Raw genomic sequence first — 16966 nt, forward strand, 5'->3', positions numbered from 1 at the left:
TCAAATAGCTTGCCCCGCTAGAGATTTATCATCCTTCAATCCGCGGCGTTCGGTTTCCTCCCGTCAGAAAAACAGATACACGCAGCGCTTTGCAAATCGTTGTATAGTGTAGGCTCGTCAGCAAAATCATACCTGTATTCATCCCAAGGATAATGCCCAGCATTTGCAGGTTTTCCATTGAACCCAGCACATACATCATACTCAGCGCAACGAGATGGCTCCACACATTGTGATAAAAAGCTTCTTTGACAAAGCCCATCCCGATTAAACATGCCTGAAGGGGCATCACAAATAAATGAAAGAGAAAGTACGGCCACAAAAGCTGCAAATAATACTGTGCTTCAGGAGAGTGAAAAAACAGATGGGTCAGGGGCTCCGCAAACTGAAACATGATCCAGACAGCCGGTATACCGTATCCCAACGTGATAAAGATCGACTGCTTCAGCCTTTTTAATACGATGTCATATTGTGAGAGAGAATAAGCTTCAGAAATACTGGGAATCATGACGACCATTAACGAATGGGCGATAAAAGCAGGAAACGACCCTATCGTCACAGCCACTCCGGCAAGCATGCCGTATTGATCGATTGCAGTTGTCCCTGCAACGCCCGCTGCCAAAAGCGCTCCTTTTACTAAAAAGGGCTCAATGGCGTTGACTACAGCGTGGAAAATGCGCAGTCCGGTTGTCGGAATCGATACGGCAAGCAGTCTTTTTCTAACATCTTTCCCGCGTAAATGGATATGCTGCTGAACCGATACCGCACGTCTTGCCAGGATAAACTGTGAATACAAGTAAACAAGCACGATCACATCGCTCACGACAAGGACAAACAGCGAAATCAGCACAGCCATGTCCAGCTCAAACGAGTACCATTGAAAGAAGATGAACAAGCACAACAGCTGAATGATTTTTTTCAGGACATTAGCGATTGCGATCTTCCCCATTTTTTGCACACCCATAAAGTAGCCTCTGGCAATTGACGTAAAGGCGACAATAGGAATCAAGCCGATGACAATTCCTTTGATAAACGGGTGATATGTATCAAACACCGGAATAAAAGGAAGCGCAATACTGGCGGCGGCGGTGGAAAAGGCCGTGAAAACAGCTGTCATTCTGAAGGCGTGCCTCAGCATGCTTTCATGGAGCTTTGGATTTGATTCAGCGATAAATTTAGAAATTGATATTGGCAGCTCCAAGCTTGCGATGACAATAATTAAAAAGATGGTAGGCAAAATACTCATGTAAAGCCCCATCCCGTGCTCGCCAAGCTCGCGCGCCAAAATCATATTCACGACAAATTCAAGGCATTCAGCGAAAAAGGCGGCAATGGATAAAAGAATAATCCCTTTTACAAATCGATTCATGATGTCTCTCCTTGTCTCTTGTACTACCAACATCATATGAGACAAGTTCAAAAATTATTTTATTTTTACTCTTTCTATAAAAAAAAGCACAGCTGAGACGAATGGTCTCTTCTATGCTTATATGGCAAAGACATGCCTGCCGATTTTTTCAATGATTTTCCTTGAGCGAATCCAGTCATCTGACGCCGTTTTCGGGTTATAAAAGAAAAGGGCTTCTGTTTCTCTGTCCTTAGATGACATCGCTTCTTCAACAGCCTCAATTGATTCTTTGTCTGGCTCTTGATTAATGCTTCCGTTTGCGACAGGTTCAAAGGCATTTTTCTGATAAATAACCCCTCTGATTGTATCGGGAAAGCCCTTCTTATCCGTCCTGTTCAGCACAACGCTTGCAACAGCGACCTTGCCTTCATAGGATTCGCCCTTCGCCTCTGCGTGAACGAGTCGGGAAAGCAATTCTTTTTCAGACTCAGAATAAGTTTCTCTCTTCTCATTCGCTTTCTCTGATTGTTCTTTTTCTTTCTTTTCAGTGTTCGCTGATAGCTTGATCGGCTTTATTTTTTTCTTGTCCTCATCAGCAGACAGTGAAGAGAAAGATGTGTCTGTGTCATGATTTATATGGGTAAGCAGCTTAGCTTCTTCATGTTTTGTCTTCTTTGTGTTCAGTAGTGAAGCTTGTGTATGTTCAATTTTCGAAGCAGGCATGAAACAAAGAAGAAAAACAGCTAGCGCAGTAAATTTTGTCGTCATACAGTTTCCTCCTTAAAGTGCTCAAAAAACACTTCATAACCTTAACAAGAGATCAAATCAATTTCACGGAAAAAGATTTTCCAACTCTCCCAAACAGGTATCAGGATGGAATATACCGGGTGACGCACTGATTAATGGCAAAAAAACAGCGTGATTTCCTATAAATCTTGTCATTTCAAGGCATATTTATCCATTTTTGTAATTTTACATTTTGTTTACGTCTGTTACATCATTTGTAATAAAAGGCTGGCGTTCTGTCATATATGATAAAAAGGCTTCTCACTTATGAGAAACCTTTTAGCTTCTTGGCTGTTCTAAATATTGAAACACCACATCTCCGCCTTGCTGGGCAATGCCTCGGAAATGCTTAAAATCGTCCTGTTTCGATAAAACGGCCCTGAAATCAAGAAAGTGTTCTTTTTGGACTCTCAATTCTTTTATTTCACCAGTACGAAGCTGTTCAATCTGTTCTGTTATGTCTTCGGGACGCAATCAAAACTCCCCCTTTTCAATCTTTGAACGAAAATCAATATATCATTTTTCCTGCGCCAGGACAATTCCTTAGGACGATAAAACTCCTTATCGCTTTACTTCTCAATAAAAATACTGTTTAATACTTTCAAAAGGAATTATTATGTTTAAAGGAGAGGAAGCTTGTGAAAATCGCTAAGGTCGGAAACGTCATTGAATTTAAAAACGGATTAACCGGTGTTGTTGAAAAAGTTAATGAGAATTCTGTTATCGTAGATGTTACCATTATGGATAACTATCGGGATCTTGAGCTAGATTCACTGACTGTTGTTAATCATAAAAATTACAAGATCATCAGAGACTCCTATTAAATCCTCCTTCATCCACACGCATTCGCAAAAACTGCAAGACGAACAATTAAACACCTTACATATCAAATTAGCTTTCTCAAAAGCTGCCGGCCGGCAGCTTTTTTACATAAAAAACACCGATTATGAATCGGCGTTCGTGTCTGTTTCCGTTATTTCGATATAAAATTCACTCACGGCTCCCGCTTCGTACAGGTTGGTCAATGACGTTGAATAATTTGTGATTTCACCGCGGAAGGCAAGATTTTGTTCCGGAACTGCGACGTTAAATGTCTTTTCATATAACAGCACAGCGATATCATGATAAGTCTCACTGGTAACATGTAAGGTAAAGGCAATTTTCCGCTTCGGCTCGCTCTCTTCTTGATATGTTGACATTTCTAACGTGACATCGTTTAAACGCAATGTTTTCACTCGGTATCACTCCTTATCAGTTCATGCATCTTAACATAAAGCCGTTAACGTTTACAATGAATCTGTTCTGAGCATTATTTTAACCATTTCTTTAAAAAAGACGCCTTTACAAACATACGTTCGATATTTTATAATAAAACAGACGAGCTGCCATCCAGCATCCCGTCTTTTCATTAGAAGGTGACGAGTGGCATTCCCCCCGGATTCACTCGTCTTTTTTATGTATAAAATCCCCTGCATTCCGCAGGAGAAACTATATTAACGATTATTAACCGCCTCCGCTTATATATTTTTAAACACTCTATTCCAGACTGCCGAATCTTCTTGTCCAAGACTCCAGCTGCCAAGACCTTTTAGGTTATATTTTTGAACGAGTTTTATTTTTGCTCTGAGTGACTGTTCATTTTCGAACCATAATGTATATGTTCCTGGAGGTAATAGATCCTTCTTATCGTGTTTGATCGTAAAAACAGCTTTTGGAGACTGACTCTTTATGTCAAAAATAATTGTACCGTTATGCCTTTTTACTAATGAGTTAACAAGGTAAAGTGAAATGGCTTGTGAGTTAGATTGGTCTTGCATCCAGCAACGGCCATAGAAAGGCAATCCTAAAACCAGTTTTTTGGGAGAGATTTTTTGGGCTAGAGCATATTGAATGGACTTTTCCACCCATCCTACACTTGCAGTAGGCCCAGCAAGGCGGCTTTCATCATAGGCCATAACCATTAGATAGTCCGCATGTTTAGCTAAATTCTCATAATCATATAATCCGTGCCAGCCCTTCGTCCAGCCAAAAGGATTTGCTGCCACTGCAACTGATACCTCTTTGTGCCTAGGAATACCTTTTCTTACTAATCTAACGAAATCCGTAAATGCCTGCCGATCTTTCTCTGTAAGGTTTTCTATATCGATATTGACCCCGTCTAGATCCAGTTCTTCTATTGCATTAGAAATTTGTTTAGCCAAAACCACTCGTTTCTTTAACGCAACTCGACCCAAATCCTGATTCCAATGATTGCTTAAAAAAGGAACTACTTTTAATTTTCTTCTATGAAGAGCTTTAATCACATCAGGATTAGCTGAACGGAGAAGTAGTGATCCATTTTTTCTGATATAGAAAAAGTCAGGAGACACGACTTTTAATACTCCGTTCGTTTGATCAACATGATGAATAATATCATAACCTAATCCAGAATAGAAATAGCTCATTTGAAACATCTCATAACCCCTTCATTCTCAAAGATATCAAGTTTTAACAAATAAAATATGAAGATTGATCATTCCAATTTGTTTCGTTTCCGAAACCTCATAAATTACCTTTCTCTTATCTTTATCATTTGTCCGGGATAAATTCTATCTGAAGAAAGCTTATTAAGATTCATAAGTTGTTGTACCGGAATATTAAAGGATTTTGAAATCGTCCATAATGTATCCCCGGATTCCACACAATATACTTCATATGTCACGGGAAATTCCATATAACGAGGCGTTCTTTTCACTTCTGTTTTGGTTTTTTCCCTTCATTTATATTACTCTCCTTTAGAAAAATTTATTTTTAACATCTCTAGACCGTTTCTTTCTAATCTTAATGATTTGTCCCGCATATATCTGATCTGATTTGAAATGATTTAGCTCCATGATTTGTTTAAGGGGAATATTATACTTTATGGCGATTTTCGTTAATGTTTCACCGGGAGCAACATGATGGATCACGTAATTTTCTTTGAGAACATCAACATAATGAATGGTTTCCTCTAGGTTTCTTAAGATTCCTCTGCTTTTTAGCACCTCAAGCATTCTCTCAGCTCTATGCCGATAGGAATCATTCTTTACAGCCTTTTTACCGTTTATCCGAATCTTCTTTCTCTCGCTATCATGATTCAAATAGTATTTAACCTTTTCAAATGTTTCTTTTGGGGAAGATGAAACGATGAGATCGCGGCCAGGTTTGAATTTACCTCGAACTGCTGGGGTATCCGATGTCAATAAAACCCCTCCGGAACCAAGAATCTCATAGGTGCGCTGCGTAAGCTGGCTTTCACAGTTTTGCAAACCGAGAATGATTTTTGCTGAACTGTAAACTTTATATGCTTCAGTATAATCAAGGTATCCATGAATCCAATTCCGGGGAATTTCTCTTCCTATATGTTTGCTCATTTTCTCCCAATTTTTCCCCCAAAAATCAATGCGAATACCATTTTGTATGAGAGGACGAATAAGCGTTTTTAAAGAGGACGAGCGGAACACTTCCGGATGTTCTTCAAGAAAATTAGGGTAAGCATTAGCCACCACCGCTATATCACAGCTATATTTGTCCAATGGTTTAATCTGATGATGTATACTTTCGTGATATGCAAAGTCTAAATGAGCCGCTTTTATCCCCATCCTTTCATAAGTTTTACACAGAGAAGGTGTAACGGTGAAAACAAAATCCGGTTTCATCTTTTTAATTAACGGGATAGTAAAGTTTTGAGTGTGCAGCGGGTCTTCAGTTGCCCAATAAACGAGGGGGATCTTCACCTTTTTAGTAGCATTGCGGATCCAGGCTTGCTTTTCTCTTGAATGCTCTGGTGTCCAACCCATAGATACGATTAGATCTGGTTTGAATTCTTCTATCATTTCAGTAACATTTTCCCGACTTACAGGGCCCGAAATCATTACGGTATGGCCTGCTTCACTAAACCCATTTGGTAAACCATAGAGCCACATAGGATGACTCTCTAGAAAAAGAATTTTCACACATGTTCGTCCTCTCTTTCACTTTTTTATGCTCTACTTATTGGTATGTATTTGTAATATAACTTGTGACGGTACTAGTCTATACAAAACGTTCAGATATGAGATGACGTAATAGCTTCCTGAAAAATTACATTCTAAGAGAACGAAAAATAATCGTTTCTCTCGTCGACACGAAAAAATATAACAGAAGCTGAAAAATACTTTCGGTATTGCCGGATACGCCATCCATATATAATGAGAAATAAAAATTATAATCATCATTTAATAGCTTGTGCGGATGCCCCACAGAAAAGAAAGCGATCTACAAAATACTTTCCTTTGATTTCGCTAGACTTTCTGCCAAAAAAACTTACGTTAATATATTGATTTTTGCATAAAAGAAAAAGACGTACACATTTGTACGTCTTAAATTACCTCTGCAATATCAACTTTTCACTGCATAAAAGTCACACTAGGTCACACTTTTATTGGACTTAGTGTGGGTTCTCATTAGCGATTATCAATCGTCTCCGGATACAAGTCATGATTCATCATACGGTACTCGGCCATTTCCTCATACTTCGTGCCAGGTTTTCCGTAGTTTGTGTACGGATCAATGGAAATTCCGCCTCTTGGCGTGAATTTGCCCCATACTTCAATGTAGCGCGGGTCCATTAATTCAATCAAGTCATTCATGATGATGTTCATGCAGTCTTCGTGGAAGTCTCCATGGTTTCTGAAGCTGAACAAGTACAGTTTTAGTGATTTGCTCTCCACCATTTTTTCATCAGGAATATAGCTGATGTAAATTGTTGCAAAGTCAGGCTGCCCTGTTTTCGGACATAAAGATGTAAATTCAGGGCAGTTGAATTTTACAAAGTAATCACGGTTTACATGTTTATTCGGGAAGGATTCGAGCACGTCCGGCGCATATTCGAATAAATAGTTTGTTCCTTGGTTGCCAAGCAGTGTTACACCTTCTAATTCTGATTCTTTTCTTGTCGTCATATTTATCTTCCTTTCTATTAAACTCCTCGTTTGTTGCCCCATAACAGGGTATGCAGCTGCGGAAGCACTCTGACAAGATTCAGCTCCGCATCGGCAGCTACCTGATCAACGAGCGCTTCATATTTTCCAAGCAAATGTGCAATGAGTGATTTGTCGTCTGCCGTATGCACATCATCGTTACCGACTTGCAAATAAAACGGTATTCCCGGGTAGCGTTTGTGTACAGTTTTGGCAAACTCGAGATCTTCATCATTAAAAATGACAACCTTCAAGCTGACAGCATGCTGTCTGTTATTCTCTTTCAGTGATGTCAAAATGTGATCCAGCTTATTAAAGTTCGTCACCATTTTCGAGCTTGGCGGTTTTGGTGAAATCGTCAGATCATCGATCAGTGTAAACCAATCCTGATAGACTGTCCCCTGTGTCTCGAGAGCTGCACGGATATTGTTTTCCTTCAGCAGTTCTATCAAAGCATCCAGCTGTTTTAACAGCGCCGGGTTTCCGCCGGAGATTGTTACGTGGGAAAACGCGTCTCCCCCAATCCCCTTAAGCTCTGAAAAAATCTCCTCGGCTGTCATCCAGCGAATATCTTTTTTAGCAGATCCGTCCCAAGTGAAGGCGGAGTCACACCAGCTGCAGGAGTAATCACAGCCGGCCGTGCGGACAAACATTGTCTTCTGTCCGATCACCATGCCTTCCCCTTGAATCGTCGGGCCGAAAATTTCTAATACAGGAATGCCTTTAGCCATTCAAACCACCCTTTTTCGGACGGTATACACAATAACTGGTCGGTGTTTCACGGACAAACACCTGCACACAGCTTGGTTTATTCTCAAGTGTGTTTAAATAAGCCTGCACTTTGTCATAGATCGTTTTCGCCACGACTTCAGTTGTCGGCAGTGAATACCGGTCTTCCTTAGAAAATTCTTCATGATCATTTAAAAGCGTATGGTCATATGAGCCGTGAACCAGCTTTTTGAGCACACTGAAATTCACGAGAAAGCCGGAATTGTCAAGCTCATCACCGGCAACGGTAATATTTACGGTATACGTATGCCCGTGAACCCTGCTGCACGCTCCCGCACTTTCACGCGGAATAAAATGAGCAGCAGAAATTTGCATGTCCTTATTCAATTCAAATGAATAAGGATGCTGGACCTGTGGATATATTTGAGATAACAATTTATGCCCGCTCTCCTTTCATCGCCATATACTCTTCATAGCCTCTGGAGCGAAGATGACATGCAGGGCATTCGCCGCAGCCATCTGCGATGATGCCGTTATAGCATGTAAGCGTGTTGTTTTTCACAAAATCAAGCGCGCCAAGCTCATCTGCAAGCTTCCACGTTTCCGCCTTATTCAGCCACATGAGCGGTGTATGAATCACAAATGGCTTCTCCATGGCCAGGTTAACCGTCACATTGCAAGATTTAACGAATTCATCACGGCAGTCAGGATAGCCGCTGAAATCCGTTTCGCAAACGCCCGTGATAATATGGCGGGCGCCAATTTGGTACGCCAGGATAGACGCAAAAGATAAGAATACTAAGTTACGGCCTGGAACAAATGTTGATGGCAGCTCGCCGTCTTTTGCTTCAATTTCTATATCATTTCTCGTCAGGGCATTAGGCGCAAGCTGGTTCAAAAGTGACATATCAAGCAAATGATTTTTCACACCAAGCTTATCCGCAATCCCCTTCGCCACTTCAACTTCCTGCGAATGACGCTGATTATAATGAAATGTTACAGTTTCAACTTCTTCAAATTCCTTTAACGCCCACAGTAAACATGTGGTACTGTCTTGGCCGCCGCTGAATACGACAATTGCTTTTTCCTTTTTCATGATTCCTCTCCTTCTCCGCTATAAAAATCTCGGCGAGAGACATCGCTACAACTGTTAAATATAAAAAAACACCTTTTTGGAAAGGTGCTCTAGAAAAACATAAAAAAGGCCGTATCCAAGGATACAGCACGTCCTTAGTTTTTTATAGAGGGTGTAGCTAGAACCTCTCCCGCATATCGAACGGATTTTCTTCAATTTTTCACTTCTGCTATCTTACCATAATGTTGTTTTTATTGACAATAAAAAAGATAGCCGAAAAGCCTGTCTCATTTTTTCCGCCTTGATCCTTTTACACAGCGTAAATACCTAATTAAGATCCGTTTCGGGCTGGCGCAGGGTCTAACATAAACATTTGCTTCATTATTATATATGTTTCAATATTGTGATTACAAACTGCGCCGGGGGAGCTTTTTACAGACCAAAGCGCCTATGAAAGCCAAGCTCACATAGCCAAACAGTGGGTAAATGGTTGAAATGAGCTTGCCGTAGCCGATTTGACTCGTGATATAAGCCGTAATCATTATTGCCGCAAAAATATATTTACTTTTTATAGGAAGAAAGCTCTTCACTTGTTTTTCCAGCCCATAAAGGTTTCCGATCACCGATGTGAACACTTCGCCGAATATAATCAACAAATAAATCAAATGTACAGATCGCGCGAAGAGGTAAACCACTTGAGCCATCGGAATATCGTACAAAAATACATCCGGGAGCATCGACAAAGACAAAAAACTTGCGGAAAGCACAATTGTCAGCATTGTACCGCCGATGAAAGCGCCTTTTTTTATCACCTGTTCCGAAGACATTTCATTCGCCAGCGGCACCAAAACAGCCTGGGCAAGCGATAAATTCAAGGCTCCGTACGACACTGCTGATAATAGCCAGTCCCATCGATGCGGCCACACCCACTGAGCTGTATTCCGCGTCTCACTGAAAATAAATGAATCGGCCACCACAATCATAGAAAAGATAATCAAAAGCGGTACAACAAACACATTCACACCGAAAATGCCTTTTACTCCTCTTGTCATCACAATCAAACTTAATCCAATTGTGATCAGCATTCCAATCTGAGCGGACATCCCAAGCTGTTCCTCAAAAAGCGCTCCTGCCCCCGACAGCATGACAGATGTGACACCGAGAAGAACGAACAGCATAAAGACATTGATAATCCGTCCGGCAGCCGCCCCGAACAAGTATATATTCATTTCCTGATAGGACTTGGCATTGATTCGCTTTGAAATGATCATCAGCTTTGCGCCTAAAAACGTGAACATCCCGCCGCTTATAATAATACCAAGCAATCCGAACCAGCCGAACTTCAGAAAAAACTCAACAATTTCCCTGCCAGTTGCAAATCCCGCTCCGACTACTGTGCCTACATACACAAAAGCGAGCTGATGTGCAGACCCTTTTGATTGTTCCATTTCTCCCCTCCGAACCAACCGCAGTATTGTCCTTTTAGCCTTTTTATAGCCTATGAGACAAGTTCCTTGAAAAGACGAACAAAACATGTTTTACTGTGTAAACAATTCAAAAATATTTTTGAGCAAAAGCCTTGAAAGTCAAAAAAGGTCAGAGTATACTATTAATCAAAGAAGGTCAAACCAGCCGTCTTTTTATATTATTTCATTGGTCAAATTTAGTCAAAAACAAGACCGTTGAGCAAATGGTTTTGAAAGCCAGTGAATCTGGCGTATACTAATAGTCAAAGAAGGTCAAAGAAATCGGCCTTTTTTTCTAAACCGATTGGTCAAAGATGATCAAATTTTATAAGGAGGTTTTGGCAAATGCGTTGTCAACACTGTCATCAAAACGAGGCGACGATTCGCCTTAACATGCAAATAAATTCCGTTCATAAACAAATGGTTTTATGTGAAACTTGCTATCACGAACTGACCCGTAAACCTTCAATGAGCATGGGTCCTCAATCTTTCGGTTTTCCGTTTGAACAAGCATTCCAGCCGAAAGAACAAAGCGCAGCTAAGCAAAGCGAGAAAAAAGGATTGCTTGATGAACTGGCGCAAAATATTACAAACGGCGCAAAAGCCGGTCTGATTGATCCCGTCATCGGCCGTGATGAAGAAGTTGCGCGTGTGATCGAGATTCTTAACCGCCGCAACAAAAACAATCCGGTTCTGATTGGAGAGCCTGGTGTAGGGAAAACAGCAATTGCAGAAGGGCTCGCTTTAAAAATCGCTGAAGGCGATGTTCCAAATAAATTGAAAAACAAAGAGCTTTACTTGCTTGATGTCGCATCCCTTGTTGCAAACACTGGCATCAGAGGTCAATTTGAAGAAAGAATGAAACAGCTGATCACTGAGCTGAAAGAGCGCAAAAATGTCATTCTTTTCATTGATGAAATTCACCTTCTCGTTGGGGCAGGCTCTGCAGAAGGCTCAATGGATGCAGGTAACATTCTCAAACCCGCTCTTGCCAGAGGCGAGCTGCAGGTTATCGGAGCGACAACACTGAAAGAATACCGCCAAATTGAAAAAGATGCTGCGCTGGAAAGACGTTTTCAGCCTGTCATGGTGCAGGAGCCTACAATTGAACAAGCGATCAGCATTCTGCAAGGAATTAAAGACAAATACGAAGCATACCATGGCGTGACATTCAGCGATGAAGCACTGAAAGCCTGTGTCACTTTATCATCACGCTACATTCAGGACAGACATCTGCCGGACAAAGCGATTGATTTATTAGACGAAGCTGGATCTAAAGCCAACCTGTTAATTGATGATTTGAATGATGAAGATGCAGCTGAACGGCTGACTGCAATTGAAGCAGAAAAAACAAAAGCACTGGAAGAAGAGAATTACGAATTGGCAGCAAAACTCCGTGATGAAGAAATCGCACTGGAGAAAAAACTGAACAGCTCTTCTTCACATTCCGCCGTCACAGTGGAAGCTGAGCACATTCAGGATATCGTAGAACAAAAAACAGGCATTCCTGTGGGAAAACTGCAGGCAGATGAGCAAACAAAAATGAAAGAGCTTGAAGTAAAGCTTCACGAACGCGTTATCGGACAAGAAGCGGCTGTTCAAAAAGTGGCAAAAGCGGTCAGACGCAGCCGCGCCGGCTTAAAATCAAAAAACAGACCAGTCGGCTCCTTCCTCTTTGTCGGACCAACCGGCGTAGGGAAAACAGAGCTTTCTAAAACCCTGGCGGATGAATTATTCGGTACGAAAGATGCCATTATCCGTCTCGATATGAGTGAATACATGGAGAAACATGCCGTATCGAAAATTATTGGTTCACCGCCTGGATACGTCGGTCATGAGGAAGCCGGACAATTAACGGAAAAAGTGCGCCGCAATCCATACAGCATCGTGCTGCTTGATGAGATTGAAAAAGCGCACCCAGATGTTCAGCATATGTTCCTGCAAATTATGGAGGACGGCCGCTTAACGGACAGCCAAGGCAGAACCGTAAGCTTTAAAGACACCGTCATCATTATGACAAGCAATGCAGGCACTGGTGAAAAACAAACGAAAGTCGGTTTCCAATCAGAAGACAGCGTGATTGAAGAACAAACATTAATTGATTCACTCAGCATGTTCTTTAAACCTGAGTTTCTCAACCGATTTGACAGCATCATCGAATTCCGTTCCCTTGAAAAAGAGCATCTGGTCAAAATCGTCAGCCTTCTTCTTGGAGAATTGGAAGAAACATTGGCAGAACGCGGCATCAGCTTGAGTGTTTCAGATGAAGCGAAAGAAAAAATCGCTGAGCTGGGTTACCATCCCTCATTCGGTGCGCGCCCGCTCAGAAGAACGATTCAGGAATGGGTTGAGGACGAAATGACTGATCTGCTGCTTGACAATAACGAGATTGCAAGTTTTCACGTCACAGTAGAAAATGATAACATCAAAGTTCAGGCAAAATAAAAATCAGCGGCTTCCTTTTCAGGGAAGCCGCTTTTTATGTGAAATCCTTCTCTCGTCCGAGAACATGTCATTCCATCCCCTGAAGCGCTCATCTCCTCCTTTCTTTACACTTTTCTTAAAGAGGGATGGAGGATGATGAATATTTATTTCTATTGTTATGCGAAAGCACTTTAGAAAATCAGATACACACGTTAAAACCCCCGGCCTTTCCCCTGCTGAAAAGCCTGCGTTTGTTTATTTCTCCCTTCTATGTATCTTCCTTGAATATTTCATGAACAATTTCACAATGTCCCTAAAGTTCCAGACACTGATACCGATATTAACCATAGACAAGCTAGTAAAAAAGGATTTGGTGAAAATTATGGATAAAACTTCGATTATCGGTATTATTCTTGCTTTTGTTGCATTGAGTGTGGGAATGGTTCTGAAAGGCGTCAGTTTCGCTGCTCTTGCAAATCCCGCTGCCATTTTAATTATCATCGCCGGAACGATATCAGCGGTAGTCATTGCGTTCCCAACGAAAGAAATCAAAAAAGTGCCTGTGCTGTTCCGTGTGCTATTTAAAGAAAACAAACAGCTGACAATAGAAGAACTCATTCCTATGTTCTCTGAATGGGCTCAGCTTGCACGCCGTGAAGGCCTGCTGGCTTTGGAAGCAAGTATTGAAAATGTAGATGACGCGTTTCTGAAAAACGGTCTCAGCATGGCTGTTGACGGGCAAAGCGCAGAATTTATCAGAGATATCATGACTGAAGAAGTTGAAGCGATGGAGGAAAGACACCAGGCCGGAGCCGCTATTTTTACACAGGCGGGAACTTACGCGCCGACACTTGGGGTGCTCGGTGCTGTTATCGGACTGATCGCCGCGCTTTCTCATATGGACAATACAGATGAGCTTGGTCACGCCATCAGTGCAGCCTTTGTAGCCACCCTTCTCGGTATCTTTACGGGATATGTATTATGGCATCCTTTTGCAAACAAATTAAAACGCAAGTCAAAACAGGAAGTCAAGCTCCGTGAAATTATGATTGAAGGCGTCCTGTCCGTTTTAGAAGGACAGGCACCGAAAGTGATCGAGCAGAAACTTTTAATGTACCTTCCTGCGAAGGACCGTTTGAAATTTGCAGAACGAGAAGGAGAGGCGCAAAATGGCGAGAAAAAAGAAGAAGAAGCATGAGGACGAGCACGTTGATGAATCATGGCTGGTTCCTTACGCCGATATCCTTACCCTTCTCCTAGCATTGTTTATTGTGCTGTATGCGAGCAGCTCGATTGACGCAGCTAAATTTCAAATGCTTTCAAAATCATTTAATGAAGTCTTTACAGGCGGGACCGGCGTATTGGATTATTCCAGCGTCACCCCTCCTAAAAATGAGTCAGACGGAATCGACGAAGTGGAAAAGGAAAAAGAAGAGAAAAAGGAAAACAAGAAAGAAAAGGAAAAAGCAGCTGATCAAGAAGAACTTAAAAACGTGCAGAGCCAGGTGGAAAAGTTCATTAAAAATAAAAAGCTGGAGCATCAGCTGGAAACAAAGATGACTAAGGAAGGCCTGCTGATCACGATTAAAGACAGCATCTTCTTTGATTCAGGAAAAGCGACCATCCGCCAGGAAGACATTCCGCTTGCAAAAGAGATTTCAAACCTTCTTGTGATTAATCCGCCGAGAAACATCATTATCAGCGGACATACAGACAATATGCCGATTAGAAATTCAGAATTTCAGTCCAACTGGCATTTAAGTGTGATGAGAGCCGTAAACTTCATGGGGCTTCTGATTGAGAACCCTAAGCTTGATGCCAAAGTGTTCAGTGCCAAAGGCTATGGTGAGTATAAACCGGTGGCCTCCAACAAAACTGCGGAAGGCCGAAGCAAAAACAGGCGGGTTGAAGTTCTCATCTTGCCAAGAGGCGCAGCGGAAACAAATGAAAAATAGTAAAAAAGGAAGCCTGATCTATCACAAGGCTTCCTTTTTTTACTTATTATGAAACTGTTTTGCGTTTAATCCTACTCTTTTTAACATTTCAGTGCACATTTCAACTTCTTCTTCGCTTAATACGCTGATCATTTCATCAATTTCAGCTGCATGATCAGGGAAAATATCATCCAAAAGACTGATGCCTTTTTCGGTAATTTGTGCAAATGTTACTCGTCTGTCTGTAGGCGACGCTTTCCGAATAAGGAGCTCTTTTTGCTCAAGCTTATCTACGACGTAGGTGATGCTCCCGCTGGCCAAGAGAATTTTATCCCCTATCTGCTGCAGCGGCTGATCACCTTTATGATATAACAGCTCCAGCACAGCAAATTCAGTAGGATTCAGTCCATGCTTATGAATATGCTTATTCATATGATCATTAATAGACCGATACGCGCGTGACAGCACGATAAATAACTTCAGTGATTTTTCTGTCATGTCTCAATCATCCTTTTAGAAACCGTTACAGAGAAACATTAATAAACAAATACCGAAATGTCAATAAAAATCTTTCCAATATTTCTCTTCTTTTTTATTATTCATGTGAACAACATATTTTTCTTAATTATTTTGGTTATTTTTTCTTATTAAACAAGAAGAAACAATGATATAATACCTCTAATCAGGTGTATGTTGGAGCGATGCAAATTGAAAATACTAAAAGGCGCCTGCGGGAGAATTAAGCTTTATATTGCACTAGTAGTGATTCCGGCACTCGTCATAAGCTTTTTCGTCTATGAAAAAGAAAAAGAAACAATAGCTGCAGAACATAAGCAAGAAGCCAGTGTTATGCTGAACCTTCACCGCAACAAAATAAATTATTTAATCGGGGAAACAAAAGCGAGAATGACGTCCTTGTCTATCGCTATCGACAGACCGATAGATATGAATAAAATGAAAACTGTTTTGGAAAAAACGTTTGATTCCGAACCAAGGTTTTCCGGTCTTTATTTTCTCAATGCTAAAGGAGATGTCACTGCCAGCGCAACAGAATTAAAAACTAAAGTCAATCTGGCCGACAGATCCTTTTTTACAAAAGCGAAAAAAACAAAAAAGACTGTCATTACAGACAGCTATTCAAGCAGGATCACAGGCCAGCCGATTTTTACAATTTGTGTTCCCGTGCTGGATGAAAAGAAAAATGTCACAGATTATCTTGTGGCAGCTATACAAATTGACTATCTGCAAAACCTGATTAACTTGCTGAGCCCTGATGTCTATATTGAGGTTGTGAACGAAAATAACAAAATGATTTTCTCAAGCGGACAGGCTTCTCACGCAAGAGATCAAAAACCTGTCAGCGGTTATCTTGATGATATCAGCTGGAATATGAAAGTATATCCGAATCCTGTCACAATAGAGGAGCTGAGTAAAAGCCTTGTGCTTCCTCTTTCCTGTATTATAGTCTTGCTGAATATTCTTTTTATTCTAGTACTTTATTATTTGCTGAAGCGGCGGACCCAGCTGGAGCGCACGGAAAATGAGCAGCAAAAATTAGAGCTGATCGGAACGCTTGCTGCCAGCACGGCTCACGAAATCCGCAATCCGCTCACCGGCATAAGCGGTTTTATTCAGCTGCTGCAAAAGAAATATAAAGGTGAAGAAGACCAGCTGTATTTTTCAATTATCGACCAGGAGATTAAACGTATCAATCAAATTGTGAGTGAGTTTTTAGTTCTCGGAAAACCGACAGCTGAGAAATGGGAGCTTAACTCGCTTCAGGATATTATCGGAGAAATTATGCCGATCATCTATTCTGAAGGAAATTTATATAATGTGGAGGTAGAGTTAAAATTTTTAACTGATAAACCTCTAAAAGTAAAATGTACAAAAGATCATATTAAACAAGTCATTTTGAATGTTGCGAAAAATGGCCTTGAGTCTATGCCGGAAGGCGGCAAACTCACAATTTCCTTAGGAGCAGTTGATAAAAAGGCCATTATAAAAGTGATGGATAACGGTGAAGGGATATCACAGGAAATGCTGGATCATATCTTTCTTCCATTTGTCACTTCTAAAGAAAAAGGAACCGGCCTCGGGCTAGTCGTATGTAAACGGATCGTGCTGATGTACGGAGGTTCCATTCATATAGAAAGTGAAGTACGAAGAGGAACCGAGGTTACCATTACCCTCCCCGTCTCCTCTTCCTAGCCCCCTGACAGTCTCAG

Annotated in this window: 18 protein-coding genes and 1 riboswitch; of the genes, 5 read left to right on the top strand and 13 right to left on the bottom strand. The window is 41.2% G+C overall.

From position 1 onward, the window contains the following. Positions 1-28: 28 nt before the first annotated feature. From ykvU to H7F27_RS13475, 3 genes are all read right to left on the bottom strand, one after another. Positions 29-1366, bottom strand: a complete 1338-nt coding sequence (ykvU, locus tag H7F27_RS13465) for a sporulation protein YkvU (protein WP_024121188.1) — start codon at positions 1364-1366, stop codon at positions 29-31. Positions 1367-1483: 117 nt separating this feature from the next. Next, positions 1484-2113: a cell wall hydrolase gene (locus H7F27_RS13470; protein WP_095713425.1), complete on the bottom strand. Its 630-nt coding sequence runs from the start codon at positions 2111-2113 to the stop codon at positions 1484-1486. A 297-nt stretch (positions 2114-2410) separates the two neighbouring features. Continuing rightward, positions 2411-2605, bottom strand: coding sequence for a hypothetical protein (locus H7F27_RS13475; protein ID WP_010334023.1), 195 nt, complete (start codon positions 2603-2605; stop codon positions 2411-2413). Positions 2606-2769: 164 nt separating this feature from the next. Between H7F27_RS13475 and H7F27_RS13480 the strand changes: the two genes are divergently transcribed. Next, positions 2770-2955 (top strand): YkvS family protein, encoded by a 186-nt coding sequence (locus H7F27_RS13480; RefSeq protein WP_003232446.1) that lies wholly within the window; start codon positions 2770-2772, stop codon positions 2953-2955. 120 nt (positions 2956-3075) lie between these two features. Here the strand turns inward: H7F27_RS13480 and H7F27_RS13485 are convergent, their stop codons facing one another. From H7F27_RS13485 to H7F27_RS13525, 9 genes are all read right to left on the bottom strand, one after another. Further along, a complete protein-coding gene (locus H7F27_RS13485; RefSeq protein ID WP_024121186.1) occupies positions 3076-3366 on the bottom strand; it encodes a DUF3219 family protein in 291 nt (96 codons plus the stop codon). A gap of 282 nt (positions 3367-3648) precedes the next feature. Beyond that, entirely contained in the window at positions 3649-4584 is a 936-nt protein-coding gene (locus H7F27_RS13490; protein WP_101860653.1) for a glycosyl hydrolase family 18 protein, read from the bottom strand. Between the two features lie 95 nt (positions 4585-4679). Then, a complete protein-coding gene (locus H7F27_RS13495; RefSeq protein ID WP_101860652.1) occupies positions 4680-4865 on the bottom strand; it encodes a LysM peptidoglycan-binding domain-containing protein in 186 nt (61 codons plus the stop codon). A 40-nt stretch (positions 4866-4905) separates the two neighbouring features. Next, on the bottom strand, positions 4906-6105 hold the full coding sequence (locus H7F27_RS13500) for a DUF3880 domain-containing protein (protein ID WP_101860651.1): 1200 nt from the start codon (positions 6103-6105) through the stop codon (positions 4906-4908). A gap of 489 nt (positions 6106-6594) precedes the next feature. Next, positions 6595-7092 (bottom strand): preQ(1) synthase, encoded by a 498-nt coding sequence (gene queF / locus H7F27_RS13505; protein ID WP_024121183.1) that lies wholly within the window; start codon positions 7090-7092, stop codon positions 6595-6597. A 17-nt stretch (positions 7093-7109) separates the two neighbouring features. Continuing rightward, complete coding sequence (gene queE, locus H7F27_RS13510; protein ID WP_185848010.1) at positions 7110-7841, bottom strand: 7-carboxy-7-deazaguanine synthase QueE; 732 nt, start codon at positions 7839-7841, stop codon at positions 7110-7112. Then, positions 7834-8274 carry a 6-carboxytetrahydropterin synthase QueD gene (gene queD, locus H7F27_RS13515; RefSeq protein ID WP_101860649.1) on the bottom strand — a complete coding sequence of 147 codons (441 nt, stop codon included), beginning with the start codon at positions 8272-8274 and terminating at the stop codon, positions 7834-7836. Before queD ends, queE begins: the two co-directional genes overlap by 8 nt. A 1-nt stretch (position 8275) precedes the next feature. Further along, positions 8276-8935, bottom strand: a complete 660-nt coding sequence (queC, locus tag H7F27_RS13520) for a 7-cyano-7-deazaguanine synthase QueC (RefSeq protein ID WP_024121180.1) — start codon at positions 8933-8935, stop codon at positions 8276-8278. 128 nt (positions 8936-9063) lie between these two features. Next, a riboswitch (PreQ1 riboswitch) is annotated at positions 9064-9108 on the bottom strand. Positions 9109-9321: 213 nt separating this feature from the next. Beyond that, on the bottom strand, positions 9322-10362 hold the full coding sequence (locus H7F27_RS13525; RefSeq protein ID WP_101865223.1) for a YkvI family membrane protein: 1041 nt from the start codon (positions 10360-10362) through the stop codon (positions 9322-9324). A gap of 363 nt (positions 10363-10725) precedes the next feature. Here H7F27_RS13525 and clpE point away from each other — a divergent pair, with 363 nt between their 5' ends. The 3 genes from clpE (at position 10726) to motB (ending at position 14759) form a co-directional block, all read left to right on the top strand. Then, the gene (gene clpE, locus H7F27_RS13530) at positions 10726-12825 is read left to right on the top strand and encodes an ATP-dependent protease ATP-binding subunit ClpE (protein WP_151174976.1); all 2100 of its coding nucleotides are present in this window, start codon (positions 10726-10728) and stop codon (positions 12823-12825) included. Between the two features lie 361 nt (positions 12826-13186). Continuing rightward, positions 13187-14002 carry a flagellar motor stator protein MotA gene (gene motA / locus H7F27_RS13535; protein ID WP_024121174.1) on the top strand — a complete coding sequence of 272 codons (816 nt, stop codon included), beginning with the start codon at positions 13187-13189 and terminating at the stop codon, positions 14000-14002. Then, on the top strand, positions 13974-14759 hold the full coding sequence (gene motB / locus H7F27_RS13540; protein WP_024121173.1) for a flagellar motor protein MotB: 786 nt from the start codon (positions 13974-13976) through the stop codon (positions 14757-14759). The genes motA and motB overlap by 29 nt, the downstream gene beginning before the upstream one ends. Positions 14760-14798: 39 nt before the next feature. Here motB and mhqR read toward each other — a convergent pair whose 3' ends face one another. Next, positions 14799-15236: a MarR family transcriptional regulator MhqR gene (gene mhqR / locus H7F27_RS13545; protein ID WP_024121172.1), complete on the bottom strand. Its 438-nt coding sequence runs from the start codon at positions 15234-15236 to the stop codon at positions 14799-14801. A gap of 192 nt (positions 15237-15428) precedes the next feature. On the opposite strand from mhqR, the gene H7F27_RS13550 reads away from it, so the two are divergent. Then, on the top strand, positions 15429-16949 hold the full coding sequence (locus H7F27_RS13550; protein ID WP_185848011.1) for a sporulation kinase KinD: 1521 nt from the start codon (positions 15429-15431) through the stop codon (positions 16947-16949). Positions 16950-16966 lie beyond the last annotated feature (17 nt).

The organism is Bacillus sp. PAMC26543, from assembly GCF_014250375.1.
In the GTDB taxonomy this organism is placed as follows: domain Bacteria; phylum Bacillota; class Bacilli; order Bacillales; family Bacillaceae; genus Bacillus; species Bacillus halotolerans.